A 16218-nucleotide genomic window follows, 5' to 3' on the forward strand; every position below is an offset into this window, starting at 1 on the left:
ACAAAATAACTCCCCCAAAAGGGGAAACTGCTCTGCAGGGACGCGGGAAATCTCGAAATAACTGAAAACACTCAAACAGCTTAGAGACCATGCGATACCTTACTCTTGCCCTGCTGCTGGCGCTGCCCCTGCTCGCCACAGCGAAAGTTACCCCTGTCGACCATGTTGTGGTGTACAAGTCCAAGAAACTGATGCAGTTGATTCGCAACGGCCGGGTCGTGAAAAGCTACACCGTATCTTTTGGTGACAACCCCAGGGGCCACAAAGTTCGCCAGGGGGACGAGCGCACGCCCGAAGGGCGCTACACCCTGGACTGGAAGAACCCCAAAAGCCGCTTCTACCGCTCCATCCACGTGTCCTATCCAAACAAGCAGGACCGGGCACGCGCTGCCAAAATGGGCGTCAGCCCCGGTGGCGACATCATGATCCACGGCATCAAACCCGGGTGGGCCTACATGGAGAGGCACCTGCGCCGCAACAACTGGACCGACGGTTGTATCGCGGTGGCCTCCAACCGGGAGATGGACGAGATCTGGGCTCTGGTAAAAACCCCCACGCCCATCGATATCTATCCCTGATCGAATCCCTGGGCAAGCTTCATATAGATCACCTCGTAGCTGAGCGGCAGCCCCTTGGGCTGCCTCAGCGCCTCGTAGGATTCTGCCAGACGACGCAACTTGCTGCGCCCGGTCATACCCCGTTCTGCGGCACGATTAATATTGTGCGCGCCCACGCCTTTCAATTCCCGCATCAACTGGCGCAAGTTGTCAAAATACAGCAAGCGCTGTTCGTCGAGCACTTCCCCTTTCAATTGCGACTGTGTCGCTGCTTCGCGCCAATTCACCAAGGGCAGAAAGCGATTGACGTGCACACCGCTGTCCACTTCGGCCCAGCTATCGCGGAGTTCAGCCAGGGTACCTGGCCCCAGTGTGGCCACCAGGCAGTGCCCTTTGGGGGAGAGCACCCTGCGCAGCTCGGCGAAGAGCTGCGGTAACCGGTAACACCATTGCAGCGCCATACTGGAGAACAGCAGATCCACACTGCCGTCCGCCAGGGGCAACTGCTCTGCATCTGCAGCGATATAGGCATCTGCCTGGGGCCGCTCCTTGCGGGCAAATCGCAACATATCCTCGGACAGGTCCAGGGCAACAATACGGGCATCGGGAAAATGGTGGCGCAGCAGTTTACTGCCAAAACCCGTACCACTGCCCAGATCGACAATGTTACTTGGGGTCCAGTGACGCTCTGCCAATTTCACTAATTGGCGGCAAACGGCTCGCTGTAAATGGGCGCAACTATCGTAGCTGCTGGCGGCGCGCCCAAATGATCGGGCTACCGCAGGCTTATCAAAGGGTTCCACTAGCGGAGTGCCGGCAGCGGACAGGCTTTCTACGAAATGCCGCAATCGCTTAGCCACCTGATGAGGCTGCGACATGTGTGGTTTATGACCGCAACCTTCCATTATTTCTACTTGGGCACCCGTAGCTTGGATTTCCTCCACAGCCGCCAGGGGCACCAAAGCATCTCGCTTGCCGAACATATGTAAGGCGGGCACCGCCAAGCTCTGAAGCAAGTTGCGATTATCCAACCGGGACAGGCAATCCAGGGCATGCAACCAGGTATCGGCATTAATATTGGGTCTGCGCCCTTTCAGGTGCTTGAGCAAGGCGCGCATGGCGTTGTCACCATGGGATTGCAAAGCACAAAATCGCTCCCAGATGGCGTAGGGATCCTGTACGAAGGCGGTGCGAAAACGCTCAAAGGTGCGTTGGGGCATTCCCGGCCAGTCAGCCTGTTCCACAAAGCAGGCATTCGCAGAGATAGTGACAATTCCACAGATTTTTCTCTGTTCCCGCATGGACGCCAACTGCACAGCCAACATACCGCCAAGAGAGTGCCCAACCAGAACACAGTTTTGTGGCAGCGCGTGATAGAGCTGCTGCAATAGCACCTCCTGCTGCTGCCAGGGCTCGTCCCTTCGCCCCCCAAACCCGGGCAGCTCGATACAGCGCAGGGGCACCCCCAGCTGTTCGCGCACCGCTTCGAGTAGTGGCTGCCACGGACCGTTATCCCCACCCCAACCATGCAGGAATACCAGATTCTCAACCTGGCTCACGAACGCACCACCGCATTTTCCTGCAGCACGGAGACCAGTTCATCGAGTAGTGCATTGATTTGGTCATGGCTATGGGCGGCACTCAGAGTAATTCGCAGACGAGCCGTGCCCACAGGCACGGTAGGCGGTCGAATCGCCCCCACCAAAAACCCTCGACACTCCAATTTTGCAGACACCGACATAACTGTTTTTTCACAGCCGAGCAGCAGGGGCTGGATCGCAGTGGAGGAGCCTGCCAGAGGTAAATTTAGCTGTGCCGCTCGCTGGCGGAAGTGAGCGATATTCTCCTGCAGACGCCGGGCCAACTCGGGTTCACTGCGCATCCGCTCCACCGCAGCAATACTGCCGGCGGCCACCGCTGGTGGCATGCCGGTGGTATAGATATAAGGGCGGGCAAACTGCACCAGGTAATCGATCAAGGCGCTGGAGCCTGCGACAAAAGCCCCCGCATTACCCGCAGCTTTACCCAGGGTGCCCATAATGACCGGTACCTGTGACTGATCGAGACCCGCCGCGGCGCTGCTACCCGCCAGAGGCAATTGTGCGCTGCCCATCACTCCAAATCCGTGCGCTTCATCCACCAGTAACCAGGCACCATAGTCCCGACACAAGCCGGCAATTTCGGCCAGGGGCGCTAGGTCACCATCCATACTGTAGACGCCATCCACCGCCACCAGGGTATTTCCCCCGCGCCGAGCGGCGCGCTGCAATTGGCGATGCAGTCCATCCAGGTCGCCGTGTGGAAAACGCAGGCTGTTGGCACCGCACAAACGCGCACCATCAATCAGAGAGGCATGGTTGAGCTTGTCAGAAATAATATTATCGGCGCGGCCCAGTAGTGCACAGAGTGTGCCCACGTTGGCCATATAACCACTGGAGAACACCAGCGCCGCCTCGCGCCCGGTAACTTCGGCGAGGCTCTGCTGCAGCTGTTGATGCACCTGAAAATGGCCATTGACGAGGTGGGATGCGGTGGCGCCGGCACCCAGTTCAGCACCGGCTTTCTGCGCGGCAATTACTTCGGGGTGGATTGCCAGGCCCAAGTAATCGTTACTGCTGAAGGCCAGCATCTCTCGCCCATCGACTGTAACCAGAGGAGTCGGCGCTGCAGCCAGCGTTTTGATCTGGCGATAGAGACCGTCCCGGCGTCGCTCATCCAGACGCTGGCGCAGGATCTTCTCTAGGGTCATTTGGCCGCGTCGTAGAAGAAAGCGTCATTTTGCTGTTCGCTGATCTGGGCGCTCAGTTCCGCTTCCACCTCGGATTCATCTGCATATTGCTGATACTCCTCGGGCTGGATTCCCAGGCGGGAAAACAGCTGCATATCCTTGTTGGACTCCGGATTGGCCGTAGTCAGCAGTTTCTCACCGTAAAAGATGGAGTTGGCTCCGGCTAGGAAGGCCATCGCCTGCATCTCGTCGCTCATCTGTTCGCGCCCCGCTGAGAGGCGCACGTGGGATTTGGGCATCATGATCCGCGCCACGGCAATGCAGCGGATAAACTCGAAGGGGTCCAGATCCTTCTCCTGCTCCAGAGGAGTACCGGCAACCTTCACCAACATATTGATGGGCACCGATTCCGGGTGCTCCGGCAGGTTGGCCAGCTGCATGAGTAGCCCGGCGCGATCCTTGTCGCCCTCGCCCATGCCGACGATTCCGCCGGCGCAGACTTTCATACCGGCGGTGCGCACACGCCCGAGCGTCTCCAGGCGATCCTGGTAGGTGCGGGTGGTGATAATCTCGCCGTAGTACTCGGGCGAGGTATCCAGATTGTGGTTGTAGTAGTCGAGCCCCGCATCGGCCAGTTCCTGAGCCTGGTCATCATTGAGCATCCCCAGAGTCATGCAGGTCTCCATGCCCAGCGCCTTCACCTCACGCACCATCTGGGTAACGTAGGGCATGTCCTTTTTCTTGGGTGAGCGCCAGGCAGCCCCCATGCAGAAGCGTGTGGCACCGCTCGCCTTGGCCACGCGGGCCTCCTCCAACACCTTCTCCACCTTCATCAGCTTTTCCCGCTCCAGCCCAGTATCATAGCGAGCACTCTGCGGGCAATAGGCGCAGTCTTCCGGGCAAGCCCCGGTCTTGATCGAGCAGAGGGTACTGACCTGCACTCGGTTGGGGTCGAAGTAGACTCGATGCACCTGCTGTGCGGTGAACAGCAGATCACTAAACGGCATGGCAAAGAGGCCCAAAACCTGTTGGCGGGTCCAGTCGTGGCGGATATTGGCGGCGGGCGTATGCTGGTCAGCGGTCACAGGCTTACTCTCTCTAATTACTGGAGTGGTTTGTGCTCTTTTTATTTACGGGGCCGGGGTGACTGCTGTCGGTGGCAGTGGCAAACTCGACCAAACGGACTGGCCAGTTTAGCCAGCCCCCTATCGCTGTCAACTCAGATAATCAATTATGGTTTACAGCCGAATCTCGCCACTACTCTCCCATCACCTGGCCCAGTGCCTACTGTGTGGCGACCGCGCCAGCGAATCTGGCATCTGTCCCGGCTGTGTTGGGGACTTACCCTATCTCGGCCGGGCATGCGAGAGCTGTGCTCTGCCCTTGGCCTCGAGCGCACGCCAGTGCCCCAATTGCCTGCGCCAACCGCCGCGCTTCCAACGGGTGCAGGCCGCCTGGCAATACGCTTACCCGGTGAGCCAGCTGATCCAGCGGTTTAAATATCAGGGTGATTTGAGTGCAGGTCATAGCTTGGCACAGCTGGCCGCCGGGGCAATAAAACCCTGCGGGGAGCCACCCGATCTCCTCGCTCCGATTCCCCTGCACTGGCGCCGCTACTGGATACGTGGATACAACCAGGCACAGCTGGTTGCAGCCGAGCTGGGCAGGCAGTGGCGGTTACCGGTGCGGCCACGCCTGCTGCGCAAAATCAGCGCCACCCGCACCCAATCGCAGTTACGGCGGCAGCAACGCATGCGCAACCTGCTGCAGAGTTTTGCCCTGCGGGGATCGGTGCAGGAAATGCATATTGGATTGGTGGATGATGTACTCACCACCGGCGCCACCCTGGAAGCGGCGGCGCAAAAACTCCTGGAAGCCGGCGCGCGCAAGGTCAGCGCCTTTGTTTTGGCCAGAACGCCATGACTCTTCGGCGCGACCGCAGATAGACCGGAAGTCACAGAAGGGTCACAATATCCTGCCTTGCCGTTCTGGCACCAAAGTCCCAATTAAGCCGGCGCTGCTAAGGTTCTATTCAGTGACTAATTGCTCGCAGGTTCTTTGCTGTGAGCCAGGGATTCAGCGATGAGTGAATACAAGTTGCCACGGGGCATTGTCATCAGCGGCACCGGCCTGTGGACCCCACCGGAAGCTATCAGCAACGAAGAGCTGGTAGATGCCTACAATACCTACGCCAAACAATACAACCTGGAACACGCCCAGGCGATCGAGTCCGGCGCTCTGCAGCCCAAGCCGCAGTCCTCGGCGGAATTTATCGAGAAGGCCTCCGGTATTAAGAGCCGCCATGTGGTCACCCGCGAGGGTATTCTCGATCCGGCGCGCATGCGCCCCTTTATCCCCGAACGCAACGACGACGATCTCTGTGTACAGGCAGAAATGGGTCTTAAAGCCGCCAAGCTGGCACTCGAGAAGGCCGGTAAACAGGCCTCCGATGTCGATATGGTCATTGTCGGCGCCTCTTATATGCAGCGCGCCTACCCGGCCATTGCCATTGAGATCCAGGGCGCACTCGACATCGACGGTTTCGCCTTCGATATGGAAGTGGCCTGCTCATCCGCCACTTTTTCTATGCAACGCGGGGTAGATGCTATTTGCTCCGGCGCCGCGCGCACCGTACTGGTCATCAACGCCGAATTGGCTTCACCACAGGTGGATTTCACCGACCGCGACAGCCATTTCATCTTTGGCGATGTGGCCGTAGCCAGTGTGATCGAGCGCCGCGAGACCTGCACGGTAGAGAGCGCCTGGGAGATCCTCGGCACCAAGGCCAAAACCGTCTACTCCAACAATATCCGTTCGAACTTCAGCTACGCTGCGCGCGCGGCGGATGTGGACCCTTTTGGCCCCGGCAAACTGTTCCGCCAGAACGGCCGCAAGGTGTTCAAGGAGGTCTGCCCCATGGCCGCCGCTCATATTGAAGAACACCTGCACGATTGCGGCACCGACCCCCGCGAGGTGAGCCGCTACTGGCTGCACCAGGCCAATATCAATATGAACAACCTGATCGCCAAGAAGCTGATGGGTGACGAGACCAGTGCGGAGCGTGCACCGGTAGTGTTGGATCGCTACGCCAACACCGCCAGCGCCGGTTCACTAATCGCCTTCAACCTGCACAGTGACGACCTGCAAGTGGGCGAGCGCGGTATTATCTGCTCATTCGGCGCCGGCTATTCCATCGGCAGCCTGGTGATAGAGAAAGTCGCCATCTGAGTCGAAGAGTGCTACGGATACAAAAAAACCGGGCAGCGCCCGGTTTTTTTAATTGGTTTCCCCGTGTTTCTGCTCAAGCTGACTGAGCATCTTTTCCGCCCAGCGAATCCAGGTCTTTTCCGCCTCAATTCCCAATAGCAGGGTCTGATGGGCGAGCCAGTAACGTTCCTGCAAGGCTGGGGCACTCTTCAATACCCGCTCGTTCTGCTCCCGGTAGTTCTCCAGTAACCCGTGATGCCTCCGCAGCTGATCGTTGAGCGCCTCGCGCAATTCTTCCTGGCTCAGGTGATGGCCGGCAAACAGGCGCACGAGAAAAGGCTCGCGAATTTTCTGGGGCGCTGCCGGCTGAGTCACCCAGTCGCATAACTCCGCACGACCTTTTTCGGTGAGGCTGTAAACCTTCTTGTCCGGCTTACCTTCCTGGGGCTGTTCCTCGCAATCCAGCAGACCCTCGTCATACAGCTTGTGCAGCTCCCGGTACATCTGCTGATGACTCGCACTCCAGAAATGAGAAACGCTGCGCTCGAAGCGACGCTTCAGGTCGTAACCACTGCCGGGCTCGATATCCAACAGAGTGAGGACGGCGTAGCGCAGGGACATGATGGCTCCGATTTGGCTTATGCAAAGAGTTGCATATTAACCTCTCAGGCGCCACTGTGGCCAGGAGACACATAAAGCCAATAAGATATTTAGATTAATTTTCTAATATTTTGTAGGAGGATTATCTCGACAGATCTCACCAGTCGAGATGCAAGGCTAGCATTTACGCAATTTGGAGATATAATCGCCGGCCTGCCGCCACCGTGAGGTGAGGGCTCGATGTTCAAGAGGTTGTTTACTCCATGTCCGCGCCCGCACTCACACCGTCCGGCCCCGACGCCGAACCAGCCGCGCCCAACGCGCGTCGCTGGGATTTCCTCGTGGATATCTTCGCCATGAACAGCTTTTCCTGGGCGGTGGCGATTCCCATCGAGCTGCTGCTGGCCGGTATGAGCTGGAACGAACATCTGAAAGTGCGCCTGATGGCCCTGGTCTTCAACACTCTGATTGCGCGGCCCTTCAGTGTCTATCGCAGCTGGGTGGTGAACCGTTTTGGCGGCGGTGGCCCAATCAATGCCTACCTGGTGGATACCTTTGTCTTCCTCAGTTTCCAGTTCCCACTCTATATGGGCAATATGCACCTGGGCGGCGCCAGCTGGGACGAAATCGCTACCGCCAGTATTACCTTCATGCTGATTGCCGGCGCCCTCGGCGGTCCCTATGGAATTTATCTCGACTGGGTGCGCCGAGTGTGGATTAATACCGTCAGCCCCTTGCGGAGCAAAAGAGCCTCCTGAGAGGACACAGACACTCGACTGAGCATTACGAGAGAGGAAAATCGCCGTGTTGACGCAGAACGCCATTGAAGAGAGCTCCATGACCATTGGCGTGGTCGCCGGCACCCCGACTGACACCCGCTTTGGCCTGGATTTCCTCGCCGCGCGCCAGCTGCGCGGTGTCGGCTTGTCCCTGTCGGCATCCCCCCAAGCACAGACCCAATTACAGGCTCTGGAGCGCGGCGCCCTCACCCAACAGTTGATCAGCGCGATAGAACAGCTGCACCAAGGCGGCGCCGAAGCCGCCATGATCTACTGTAACTCCCTCTCCGGCGCCGTGGATATGCAGGCGGTTAAAGCCGCCTCATCCATTGAAGTGGTCTCCCCACTTGAAGTCTATGCCGAGCTGACCCAACGCTACCGCAATTTTGGCCTGCTCGCCGCCAACTGCCAGAGCTGCGCCAATATCGAACGCGAGATCCTCGAGCGCAATACCACAGCCAAGGTAATCGGCATCGGCAACCTGCAGATTGTCGAAGACATTGAGGATGGTCTCCCCGCAGAAATGATTGTGCAACAGCACGCTCTGGATGACCTAGTAGCGGCACTTGTGAAAAGCGGTGTGCAAATTCTTATCCTGGGCTGCACCCACTTCGATTATTTTTATCGAGAGCTACTCGCCCACTGCGATGGCATTCGCTTATTTCTCCCCTCAGAGCGTATGTTGCAATTATTACAGGAACGCCTCCCCCAGGCTGCCTGAGACATTAAAATCATTTTTTTCGACCATGAATTGCGTATTTTTTGAAGAATAGCCCGCCGCCAAACTCGGAAAATACGCTCTGCCTCTATTAAATTTACGCCCAGAGCTACCTCTGTAATAGCGTGCAATTCCTCTCAGCAAAAACCAACCTAAAAAACCATTATCAATAATTGGCGCAATATTACTTGGGAATTGGCGATAGCGGTCATGTCGATGACTGAATTCTCCACCCTTAAGCAGCCCATCCCCGCAAAAATTTCTCTTGTACGCCGTGCCATATTGCAGTATCAAACGGTCTGATCCTTTCGGGAGTATCGATCAAAACCTACCGCAAAAATCACACCGCGGACTGCAGGATTTAGTCCGCCCTAACAAAAAAGTGGTTACAAGGATGACAAAAGCCATTTCTTCTGGGGGGCTACCCTCTAGCCGTATTTATTTATCCACCCTGCAAACCGGTATGCTGCTGTGGGGCTCGGCATGTATCAGCAGTGGCGCACAAGCCTTTGAATTAAATACGCTCACGCGACAAGTGTCTATTTACTGGCTGGCCGCTGCGCTAGTTGCACTTTTACTCGTTTGCCTATTTACACTCAATAGACAGCTCAGCCTGAAAAAATTAAGGCGACAAAGCGCACAACAGATCGAAAATATCAGTGCCGAAAACAGCAACCTGTTTCAAAAGGCGCACAGTCGCAACAGTGAGTTCCTCGCCCTGGAAAAACAATTAGAAGAAACTCGCGAAAGCCTCGAATTAGTGCGCCAGGAAAAATTCGATCTGCTCACCATCGTGCGCCATCAACTGCACCACCCTCTCGATACACTCATGGGCACCCTCAACCTGCTCGGACGCAGCGAGGACAACAACACAAAAGCTCTGGTGGAAATTAGCAAACGCCAGTTGAATGCGGCACTCAAATCCTTAGACGATCTGCGCCAGATTGGCAAAGTCGAAACTGTGGAACTCAAGCTTCCCAGAGAAGTACTCGGCAATACCGGCAACGGCCTCGCCGTGCTGTTAGTGGAAAATAATAAACACGAATCCCTGCAGGCAACACTGGAAGCCATGGGTCATCATGTGCAAAGAGAGTGTAACGGTATCGACGGCAGCAGTGCCGCCCTGCAAAAAAACTTTGACCTGATACTGACCGATACGCACCTGCCGCTGATGGACGGTGTGGAAGCCGTGCGCGAAATTCGCCGAGAACGCGGCGCAGACCTACCAATTTTCGCCCTACTGCAAAGTGCCAGAACCGGCGATAAAGAGCGCTACCAGGCGCGTGGATTTACCGGGGTACTCACCCACCCGATTGGCGACCGGCAGTTGATGCAGCTGATGCAATGGGCGACGCGGCGCATTCAGGGAGCACCACAACAGCAGAAACCTCGCCCGGCGCAGCTACTGAACACCAATACCCTGTTGCGCCAACAAGATACCTTGGATCATCTCACATTCGCCGAACTACTCAGCGACCGCAGCGCCACCCTACCCAAGCACATTACCTCGCTCACCAGCGCACTCACCGGACGCCACTGGTTGGATGCGGAGAAACAAGCCCAGGATGTTGCCCGAGCTGCGGCGGAAGTGGGTCTCGACAATGTATCCACACGTCTGCGCAGCCTGGCCGCTAATCTCTCCATCGATAGTGAACGCGAGCACTGCCGCCGGCAGCGCACTGAATTATTGCAGCTAATGCGCGAATCGGTACGCCAGCTAAAAGCCTGGCGCGAACGCAATGTACACACCGAGTGGGCCCTGAAATAATATTACTTACGGTTGTTAGCCGACATACAGACAAGTTAATGGGATGATACGACACAGGGATGGGCCAACGCCCTCGAGGTTAACAGCCCCCCCAACTGTTCCAGCCCTTCAAGGTCCGGCTAACACAAACCATAGCCGGCACCGACTGTCGCACAAAAACACCACTCCAACGCACATACGTTGAATTGCGCAGTGGGGACCACACTATATTTTGCAGAGTTCAAAAGAGAATTACGTCATGTCTGAGCAGTACCCAACCCGCTCCCAAGAGGCCCGCGAACAGAGTGGCCGCGATCTGGCCATCATGGTCTACTTGATCCAGGCCATCAGCCTGTTTACCGCAATCCCTTTTTTTGTCGGCGTACTGATTAATTATTTTAAGCGCAGCGATGTACGCGGCACCCTGGCGGAATCTCACTTCCGCTGGCAGATTCGCACCTTCTGGTTTTGGCTGCTGTGGACGATTGTCGGCTCTCTAACCTGGTGGATACTCGGCCTGGGCTACTTAATTCTCGCCATCAATTGGATTTGGGTCATCTATCGGGTCATTCGCGGCTGGCTGATGCTGGTCGATCGCCGCCCCGCCTATGATCCGATGCACTATTAAAAAATGCCCGCCCGCGTGAAAATCCGCGCGGGCATTGCCCATTTAAAGCAAGCGCAAGCCACCACCACCCTGTCGAAATAACCCGTTCCTGTTAAGACGGTTTTACATTTCATCTTTTCTATAAAACTGCCATTCACTCTCTCCTGCATTCAACGCTTAATATTCGCCCTATCTTCGCCTGTGCATTTCGCAACTTCACGGGGGCTTCAAGTCTCAACTTTCCCTAACCTCGGCGGCGCAACCCCCTTGCGGAAAATTGTGCGAAGATAATGCCCAGAATCTTCACCGGATATCGCTAGGGAGAAAAAGGGTTGTGAGTCAGGATCAAAATACCCCGCTACGGGAGGACGTCCGCCTACTCGGCGAGGAACTCGGTTCGGTACTGCGCGAGCAGGCCGGTGAAACACTCTTCGATACCGTGGAAACCATTCGCCAAGCAGCGGTGGAAAGTCGCGGCACCGGTGAGATGCAAGTCGATCGCCTACACCAATTGCTGGACCCTCTCGACGATGACACGCTGTTGGAAGTCGCCCGCGCCTTTAGTCAGTTTCTGAATTTGGCCAACATCGCCGAGCAGCGCCACCGCGAGCGTCTGCACCGGCAACATCAACGCTTCTCCGGCGACCCGGACACCGACCGCGGCCTGCGCCAGGTACTGGCGGAGCTCAAGAACGCCAAGCAGGCACCGGGCGATATCCACGCAGTGCTGAAGGACCTCTCTGTAGAGCTGGTGCTCACCGCACACCCCACAGAGGTCACCCGCCGCACTCTGATCCGCAAGTACGACCGCGTCGCCGACCTCCTCGCCGACCTGGACCGGCCCGACCTCACCCAGGAGGAGGCGCGCGAGCTGCGCCGTCATCTACACGAGCAGATACTCTCCGCCTGGAGCACTGATGAAATCCGTCGTGAGAGGCCAACGCCGGTGGATGAAGCCAAATGGGGCTTCGCCACGATCGAGCAGTCGCTGTGGCAAGCGGTCCCGCAGAGTATGCGTGCCATCGAGGCCGAACTGGCTCTGGCTGAGCTGCCACCACTGCCGGATGACTGGGTGCCAATCCGCTTTGCTTCCTGGATGGGTGGCGATCGCGACGGCAACCCCAATGTCACCGCCAAGGTAACCCGCCAGGTGTTGTTACTGGCTCGCTGGATGGCTGCCGACCTCTTTCTGCGAGATGTGGAAAACCTGCTGGCGGACCTGTCTATGCACAAAGCCAGTGAAGAATTACTGGAGCAGACAGGCCCCAGCCACGAACCCTATCGTCTAATACTGAGACGTGTACGCCAGCGTCTGCGCAACACCCGCGCACAAATGGAGGCGCGCATCGGCGGCGCCGAACCCTCCAGCGATACCGTGTTTAACAGCAACCGGGAACTGTTCGAGCCCCTAAGCCTTATCGACCGCTCCCTGCGCACTGTGGGCCTATCCGCCATTGCCGATGGCCAGCTTAAGGATACCCTGCGTCGCCTCAACTGCTTTGGTATCACCTTACTGCGTCTAGATATCCGCCAGGAGTCCACCCGCCACGCCGATGCGCTCGATGCCATCACCCGCTATTTGGGCCTAGGTAACTACGCCAGCTGGGACGAACAGAGCAAATTGGCATTTCTACTGGCCGAGCTGGAAAATCGCCGCCCCCTGGTGAACGAGGATTTCTACCACACCGATTTCTGCGATGCGGATGTGCGCGAGGTCCTGGAAACCTGCCAGGTGGTGGCCGAACAGGGCCCTGAGGGGCTCGGTGCCTATGTAATTTCCATGGCCAGGAAAACCTCCGATGTCTTGGCGGTGATGCTGTTGCAGAAAATTGCCGGGGTCCATCACCCCATGCGCGTAGTACCGCTGTTTGAGACCCTCGATGATCTCAACAATGCCGCCGACACCATGAGTACCCTGCTCAATATTCCCCAATACAAGCAGCGTGTACTGGAGGGCCAAGAAGTAATGATTGGCTACTCCGATTCCGCCAAAGATGCGGGCTTTCTCGGTGCGGCCTGGGCGCAGTTCAGTACCCAGGAGGCCCTCACCAAGATCTTCCGCAACCACGGCATTCCTCTGACGCTGTTTCACGGCCGCGGCGGTTCCATTTCCCGCGGTGGATCGCCCACACGCATGGCGCTACTGTCACAACCACCCGGCTCGGTAGCCGGGCGTATCCGCGTGACAGAACAGGGGGAAATGATCCGCTTCAAATACGGTCGACCAACAGTGGCCGCCTATAACCTGGAGCAGTATGTGGCTGCCACTCTGGAAGCCACCCTGATGCCACCGGCACAGCCGCGCCCCGAGTGGCGCAACCAGATGGAGCGACTCACCGAGGTCTCGGTGCAGAGCTATCGCGAAGTGGTGCGCGACGACCCGGCCCTGGTAGCCTACCTGCGCACTGTCACACCGGAGACTGAACTCCGCCGCCTGGCACTCGGCAGCCGCCCGGCAAAACGCAAACCCGGGGGCGGCGTGGAGACTCTGCGCGCTATTCCCTGGGTGTTTGCCTGGACCCAGATCCGTCTAATGTTGCCCGCCTGGCTAGGCACGGGCACCGCCCTGGAGCACGCTCTAAAGCAGGCCGACGAGGCCGATACATTACGAGAGATGAGTTGTGAATGGCCCTTTTTCCAAGGGGTCGTGGATATGCTCGAGATGGTACTGGCCAAGTCCGACACCCGTGTCGCCTCCTGGTACGAGGAGCGGCTCACTGACAGCGGGGAACTGATCGAACTGGGCGAGAACCTGCGCGAACGCCTGGCCCATACGGTGAGCGCCCTGCAACAGCTCACCGGCCGCGAAAGCCTGCTGGATAATAACCCGGTGATGCGTTGGTCTATCCGCGTGCGCGACCCCTACACAGACCCGCTGCACCTGTTACAGGCCGAACTGATGGCACGCTTGCGTGAAAGGGAGAGCGACGCCGTGCTAGAGAGCGCCCTGATGGTGACGATTGCCGGCATCGCCGCGGGAATGCGCAATACCGGTTAGTAATGTCGAGCTACTACTATGAGGTTGCCGTAAAACCGAGGAAACAGGGAGAGGAGCGGCCTCTCCCGTAGGTAAGGGGAGTTAAAATTGCCCAGTTAAGGCCATCAGGAACAAATCCGGCGGCAGCTGCTGGCCATTGACTTCCAGGCGCCCGCGATTGACCTCCAGGTGCATCTGTAGCTCATCGTTGTGTTCGATCAGCAAACCATATTCCCGCAGCATCATCGCCTGCCCCACCAGTGGCGATTGCAGCAGTGCCGACTCGGCAGCACTCAAAGTCATAGTACCCACCAGCGGCTGCAGCCACTGGTTCAAGGCGCTGCCGTTGCGCTGGCGTGGGGCGCGCTTCATACCCTTCCAGTCAACATCAGCATCCACCAGTACTGGGCCATTGCGCGACTCCACCACCAACTGTTGCTGCAGGCGCAGCGGTGGGCGCAGATCAAGGGCCCAATTGCGCTCCGCCACCGGCAGCAACAAACGTAAATAGTGGCCCAGGTCAGCGGCCTTAATCTTCGGTAGGGTCATCTGCTGGCGCGCTGAGGTGATGGGTGTAGCAGACTGGACATTGGGCAAATGTAAATCGCTCACTACCTTGAGAGTCTGCGCAGCCAGCATTTCCAGGTCCAGGTTGAGGCGAATATCCCGCAACTCCACCGGGCCGGAATCGGACTCTGCCCGCAATAAGGAAAGGCTTAATTGTGCTTTGCCGCCCCGTTGGGGTTCCAGCTGGAACTCTCCTGTGACTGGTTCGGTAAATAGTACCTCTACCCCATCTCTCAGCTGGCGTAAGCTACCCAGATCGACAACCCCTTCGAGGGTTGCACCGCTGTAATCCGTCGAGACGGCAATTTCTCCACCATTAAATTCCAACTGACCAAAGTCCCCCGTACTCTTGAAGGGCTCCAGGCGCAGGGTATTTAGTACACGGTTATCCGCCGATACCAAAGTCTCTAAAACCAGAGGGCTGTCCTGCAAGCGCCCATAGAGGGATTCAAGCTGCGCGCGCAGCTGGGGATTTAATTGCTCAAGATCCAGGCGGGTTTCACTGTAGATCACCCCGAAGCGAGGCCCGCGGGAGGTCAACAGCAGTGGACCGTGATGGATTTCTGTACGCAATTCCGTGGTGCCATTTTGCAGGGCCACCTCGGTATTGGTCTCAGCGCCAAACCAGCCGCGCTGATAGCTGGTGGAGTTACCCCCCTGTAGCCGGCCCAATTGCTGCTTCCAGATCTCCTCCACTTTGGGCCCGATAATACCCGGCGCCGCCAGGGCGGAGATCACCAGTAAAGCCAGCAGTATTAACAGAAGCCAACGCAAGAGTTTCATAGCAATCAATCTAACAGCAGAATTTGCGCCGATGGTAGCAGATTATGGCGTTATTGGTGCGACAGCAACCACATTGCCCAAGATAAGTACAGCTAAACCGCTTAGTTCACAGGGTTCTTGGGTTTACCTACGATCAGCGCCTTGCCGAACTAACTCTCTAGAAGCTAAGCAAAGGGGGAATCTGTAGCATTACAAACTTGAGTAAAACTATAAATAGTTTTTTATCCCTGCGACCCAGCTAAATACCACCACTAGATAAATCACTTAAATAAAGTCTAATAGCTTATAAAATTCACCACGACATTGACGGCTATCAGTCCTGTAGATCGGCTAAATATTTCAAGTTCTCCTCTAAAATCATTACCCACTGATAATGTCTCTGATTTATGAGTTCAACAACACCCTTAAATTAATACAACCTATCAATTTGGCTGAAAATATTTTATCGACTAGCCTTAAAGCCTTCAGCTAAAATAGCTCCCAAAAAAAATAGACTTTAATTTCTGACCAACATAATAGATAACCACTTAAAGTCAGAGGCCACCTTATTATCCATTCAAGCCACTACTATTTACTTTGTTTTGTCTACACCTGCATTCATGTACACCGACTCAAAGCCTAACAGAGTCACAATAGAAAACCGGTATTCAGTAAATATAGAACCACTGCTGGCCGCCTGGTTTCTTCGGAATAAAGAAGCATCCAACCTACGAAAATTTATTTACAATCAATTGGCTTTCAGTTTGTTTACACTGCCTTCTTCCAACCAAACCTACACTCTCATATCCAATTTTTTTATTTTTGCTGCTACGTTCAAGCTGGACCGATGAAAGCACTGCCTTATCCAGTAGAATTCAAACGAGATCCCCCCTCCCTTTTGTACCACTTTCCAGGCAATGGTCACTCCTAAAACTTCAACCCGGATCAGCATCTAAGCTTCTGCCCGCG

Annotated in this window: 14 protein-coding genes; 8 read left to right on the forward strand and 6 right to left on the reverse strand. The window is 56.5% G+C overall.

Annotation, left to right across the window (positions count from 1 at the left end; translation table 11 throughout):
- Positions 1 to 89: 89 nt before the first annotated feature.
- The gene (locus tag ACCI51_RS10655; protein WP_299582324.1) at positions 90 to 578 is read left to right on the forward strand and encodes a L,D-transpeptidase family protein; all 489 of its coding nucleotides are present in this window, start codon (positions 90 to 92) and stop codon (positions 576 to 578) included.
- On the opposite strand, the gene bioC is transcribed toward ACCI51_RS10655, so the two are convergent.
- Genes bioC through bioB form a run of 3 tightly spaced genes read right to left on the reverse strand, consistent with a single transcriptional unit; the run spans position 569 to position 4292 of the window.
- Entirely contained in the window at positions 569 to 2116 is a 1548-nt protein-coding gene (gene bioC, locus ACCI51_RS10660) for a malonyl-ACP O-methyltransferase BioC (protein WP_371843540.1), read from the reverse strand. The two genes, ACCI51_RS10655 and bioC, sit on opposite strands and share 10 nt — an antisense overlap.
- Positions 2113 to 3306, reverse strand: coding sequence for an 8-amino-7-oxononanoate synthase (bioF, locus tag ACCI51_RS10665; RefSeq protein WP_371843541.1), 1194 nt, complete (start codon positions 3304 to 3306; stop codon positions 2113 to 2115). Before bioF ends, bioC begins: the two co-directional genes overlap by 4 nt.
- On the reverse strand, positions 3303 to 4292 hold the full coding sequence (gene bioB, locus ACCI51_RS10670; protein WP_371843587.1) for a biotin synthase BioB: 990 nt from the start codon (positions 4290 to 4292) through the stop codon (positions 3303 to 3305). Before bioB ends, bioF begins: the two co-directional genes overlap by 4 nt.
- Positions 4293 to 4518: 226 nt before the next feature.
- On the opposite strand from bioB, the gene ACCI51_RS10675 reads away from it, so the two are divergent.
- Together ACCI51_RS10675 and ACCI51_RS10680 are read left to right on the forward strand one after the other, a co-directional pair.
- A complete protein-coding gene (locus tag ACCI51_RS10675; RefSeq protein WP_371843542.1) occupies positions 4519 to 5208 on the forward strand; it encodes a double zinc ribbon domain-containing protein in 690 nt (229 codons plus the stop codon).
- A 159-nt stretch (positions 5209 to 5367) separates the two neighbouring features.
- Positions 5368 to 6513 carry a beta-ketoacyl-ACP synthase III gene (locus ACCI51_RS10680; RefSeq protein WP_299582310.1) on the forward strand — a complete coding sequence of 382 codons (1146 nt, stop codon included), beginning with the start codon at positions 5368 to 5370 and terminating at the stop codon, positions 6511 to 6513.
- A 48-nt stretch (positions 6514 to 6561) separates the two neighbouring features.
- Here ACCI51_RS10680 and ACCI51_RS10685 read toward each other — a convergent pair whose 3' ends face one another.
- Positions 6562 to 7113: a PadR family transcriptional regulator gene (locus tag ACCI51_RS10685; RefSeq protein WP_371843543.1), complete on the reverse strand. Its 552-nt coding sequence runs from the start codon at positions 7111 to 7113 to the stop codon at positions 6562 to 6564.
- Positions 7114 to 7355: 242 nt separating this feature from the next.
- Between ACCI51_RS10685 and alaE the strand changes: the two genes are divergently transcribed.
- Complete coding sequence (gene alaE / locus ACCI51_RS10690; RefSeq protein ID WP_299582303.1) at positions 7356 to 7850, forward strand: L-alanine exporter AlaE; 495 nt, start codon at positions 7356 to 7358, stop codon at positions 7848 to 7850.
- Between the two features lie 46 nt (positions 7851 to 7896).
- Positions 7897 to 8592 (forward strand): aspartate/glutamate racemase family protein, encoded by a 696-nt coding sequence (locus ACCI51_RS10695; protein WP_299582300.1) that lies wholly within the window; start codon positions 7897 to 7899, stop codon positions 8590 to 8592.
- Here the strand turns inward: ACCI51_RS10695 and ACCI51_RS10700 are convergent.
- Positions 8563 to 8883 (reverse strand): hypothetical protein, encoded by a 321-nt coding sequence (locus ACCI51_RS10700; RefSeq protein ID WP_371843544.1) that lies wholly within the window; start codon positions 8881 to 8883, stop codon positions 8563 to 8565. The genes ACCI51_RS10695 and ACCI51_RS10700 overlap by 30 nt on opposite strands.
- A gap of 100 nt (positions 8884 to 8983) precedes the next feature.
- On the opposite strand from ACCI51_RS10700, the gene ACCI51_RS10705 reads away from it, so the two are divergent.
- The 3 genes from ACCI51_RS10705 (at position 8984) to ppc (ending at position 13941) form a co-directional block, all read left to right on the forward strand.
- Complete coding sequence (locus ACCI51_RS10705) at positions 8984 to 10357, forward strand: ATP-binding response regulator (protein ID WP_371843545.1); 1374 nt, start codon at positions 8984 to 8986, stop codon at positions 10355 to 10357.
- Between the two features lie 238 nt (positions 10358 to 10595).
- Entirely contained in the window at positions 10596 to 10964 is a 369-nt protein-coding gene (locus ACCI51_RS10710; RefSeq protein WP_299582294.1) for a DUF4870 family protein, read from the forward strand.
- Between the two features lie 313 nt (positions 10965 to 11277).
- Complete coding sequence (gene ppc / locus ACCI51_RS10715; RefSeq protein WP_371843546.1) at positions 11278 to 13941, forward strand: phosphoenolpyruvate carboxylase; 2664 nt, start codon at positions 11278 to 11280, stop codon at positions 13939 to 13941.
- A gap of 81 nt (positions 13942 to 14022) precedes the next feature.
- On the opposite strand, the gene ACCI51_RS10720 is transcribed toward ppc, so the two are convergent.
- A complete protein-coding gene (locus tag ACCI51_RS10720) occupies positions 14023 to 15270 on the reverse strand; it encodes a DUF945 family protein (RefSeq protein ID WP_299582290.1) in 1248 nt (415 codons plus the stop codon).
- Positions 15271 to 16218: the final 948 nt, after the last annotated feature.

The organism is Microbulbifer echini (genome assembly GCF_041447225.1).
In the GTDB taxonomy this organism is placed as follows: Bacteria; Pseudomonadota; Gammaproteobacteria; order Pseudomonadales; family Cellvibrionaceae; genus Microbulbifer; species Microbulbifer echini.

Coding starts and splice junctions, on each gene's coding strand:
- ACCI51_RS10655 (WP_299582324.1), top strand. CDS start 90: ATGCGATACCTTACTCTTGCCCTGCTGCTGGCGCTGCCCCTGCTCGCC.
- bioF (WP_371843541.1), bottom strand. CDS start 3,306: ATGACCCTAGAGAAGATCCTGCGCCAGCGTCTGGATGAGCGACGCCGG.
- bioB (WP_371843587.1), bottom strand. CDS start 4,292: ATGCCGTTTAGTGATCTGCTGTTCACCGCACAGCAGGTGCATCGAGTC.
- ACCI51_RS10675 (WP_371843542.1), top strand. CDS start 4,519: ATGGTTTACAGCCGAATCTCGCCACTACTCTCCCATCACCTGGCCCAG.
- ACCI51_RS10680 (WP_299582310.1), top strand. CDS start 5,368: ATGAGTGAATACAAGTTGCCACGGGGCATTGTCATCAGCGGCACCGGC.
- ACCI51_RS10685 (WP_371843543.1), bottom strand. CDS start 7,113: ATGTCCCTGCGCTACGCCGTCCTCACTCTGTTGGATATCGAGCCCGGC.
- alaE (WP_299582303.1), top strand. CDS start 7,356: ATGTCCGCGCCCGCACTCACACCGTCCGGCCCCGACGCCGAACCAGCC.
- ACCI51_RS10705 (WP_371843545.1), top strand. CDS start 8,984: ATGACAAAAGCCATTTCTTCTGGGGGGCTACCCTCTAGCCGTATTTAT.
- ACCI51_RS10710 (WP_299582294.1), top strand. CDS start 10,596: ATGTCTGAGCAGTACCCAACCCGCTCCCAAGAGGCCCGCGAACAGAGT.
- ACCI51_RS10720 (WP_299582290.1), bottom strand. CDS start 15,270: ATGAAACTCTTGCGTTGGCTTCTGTTAATACTGCTGGCTTTACTGGTG.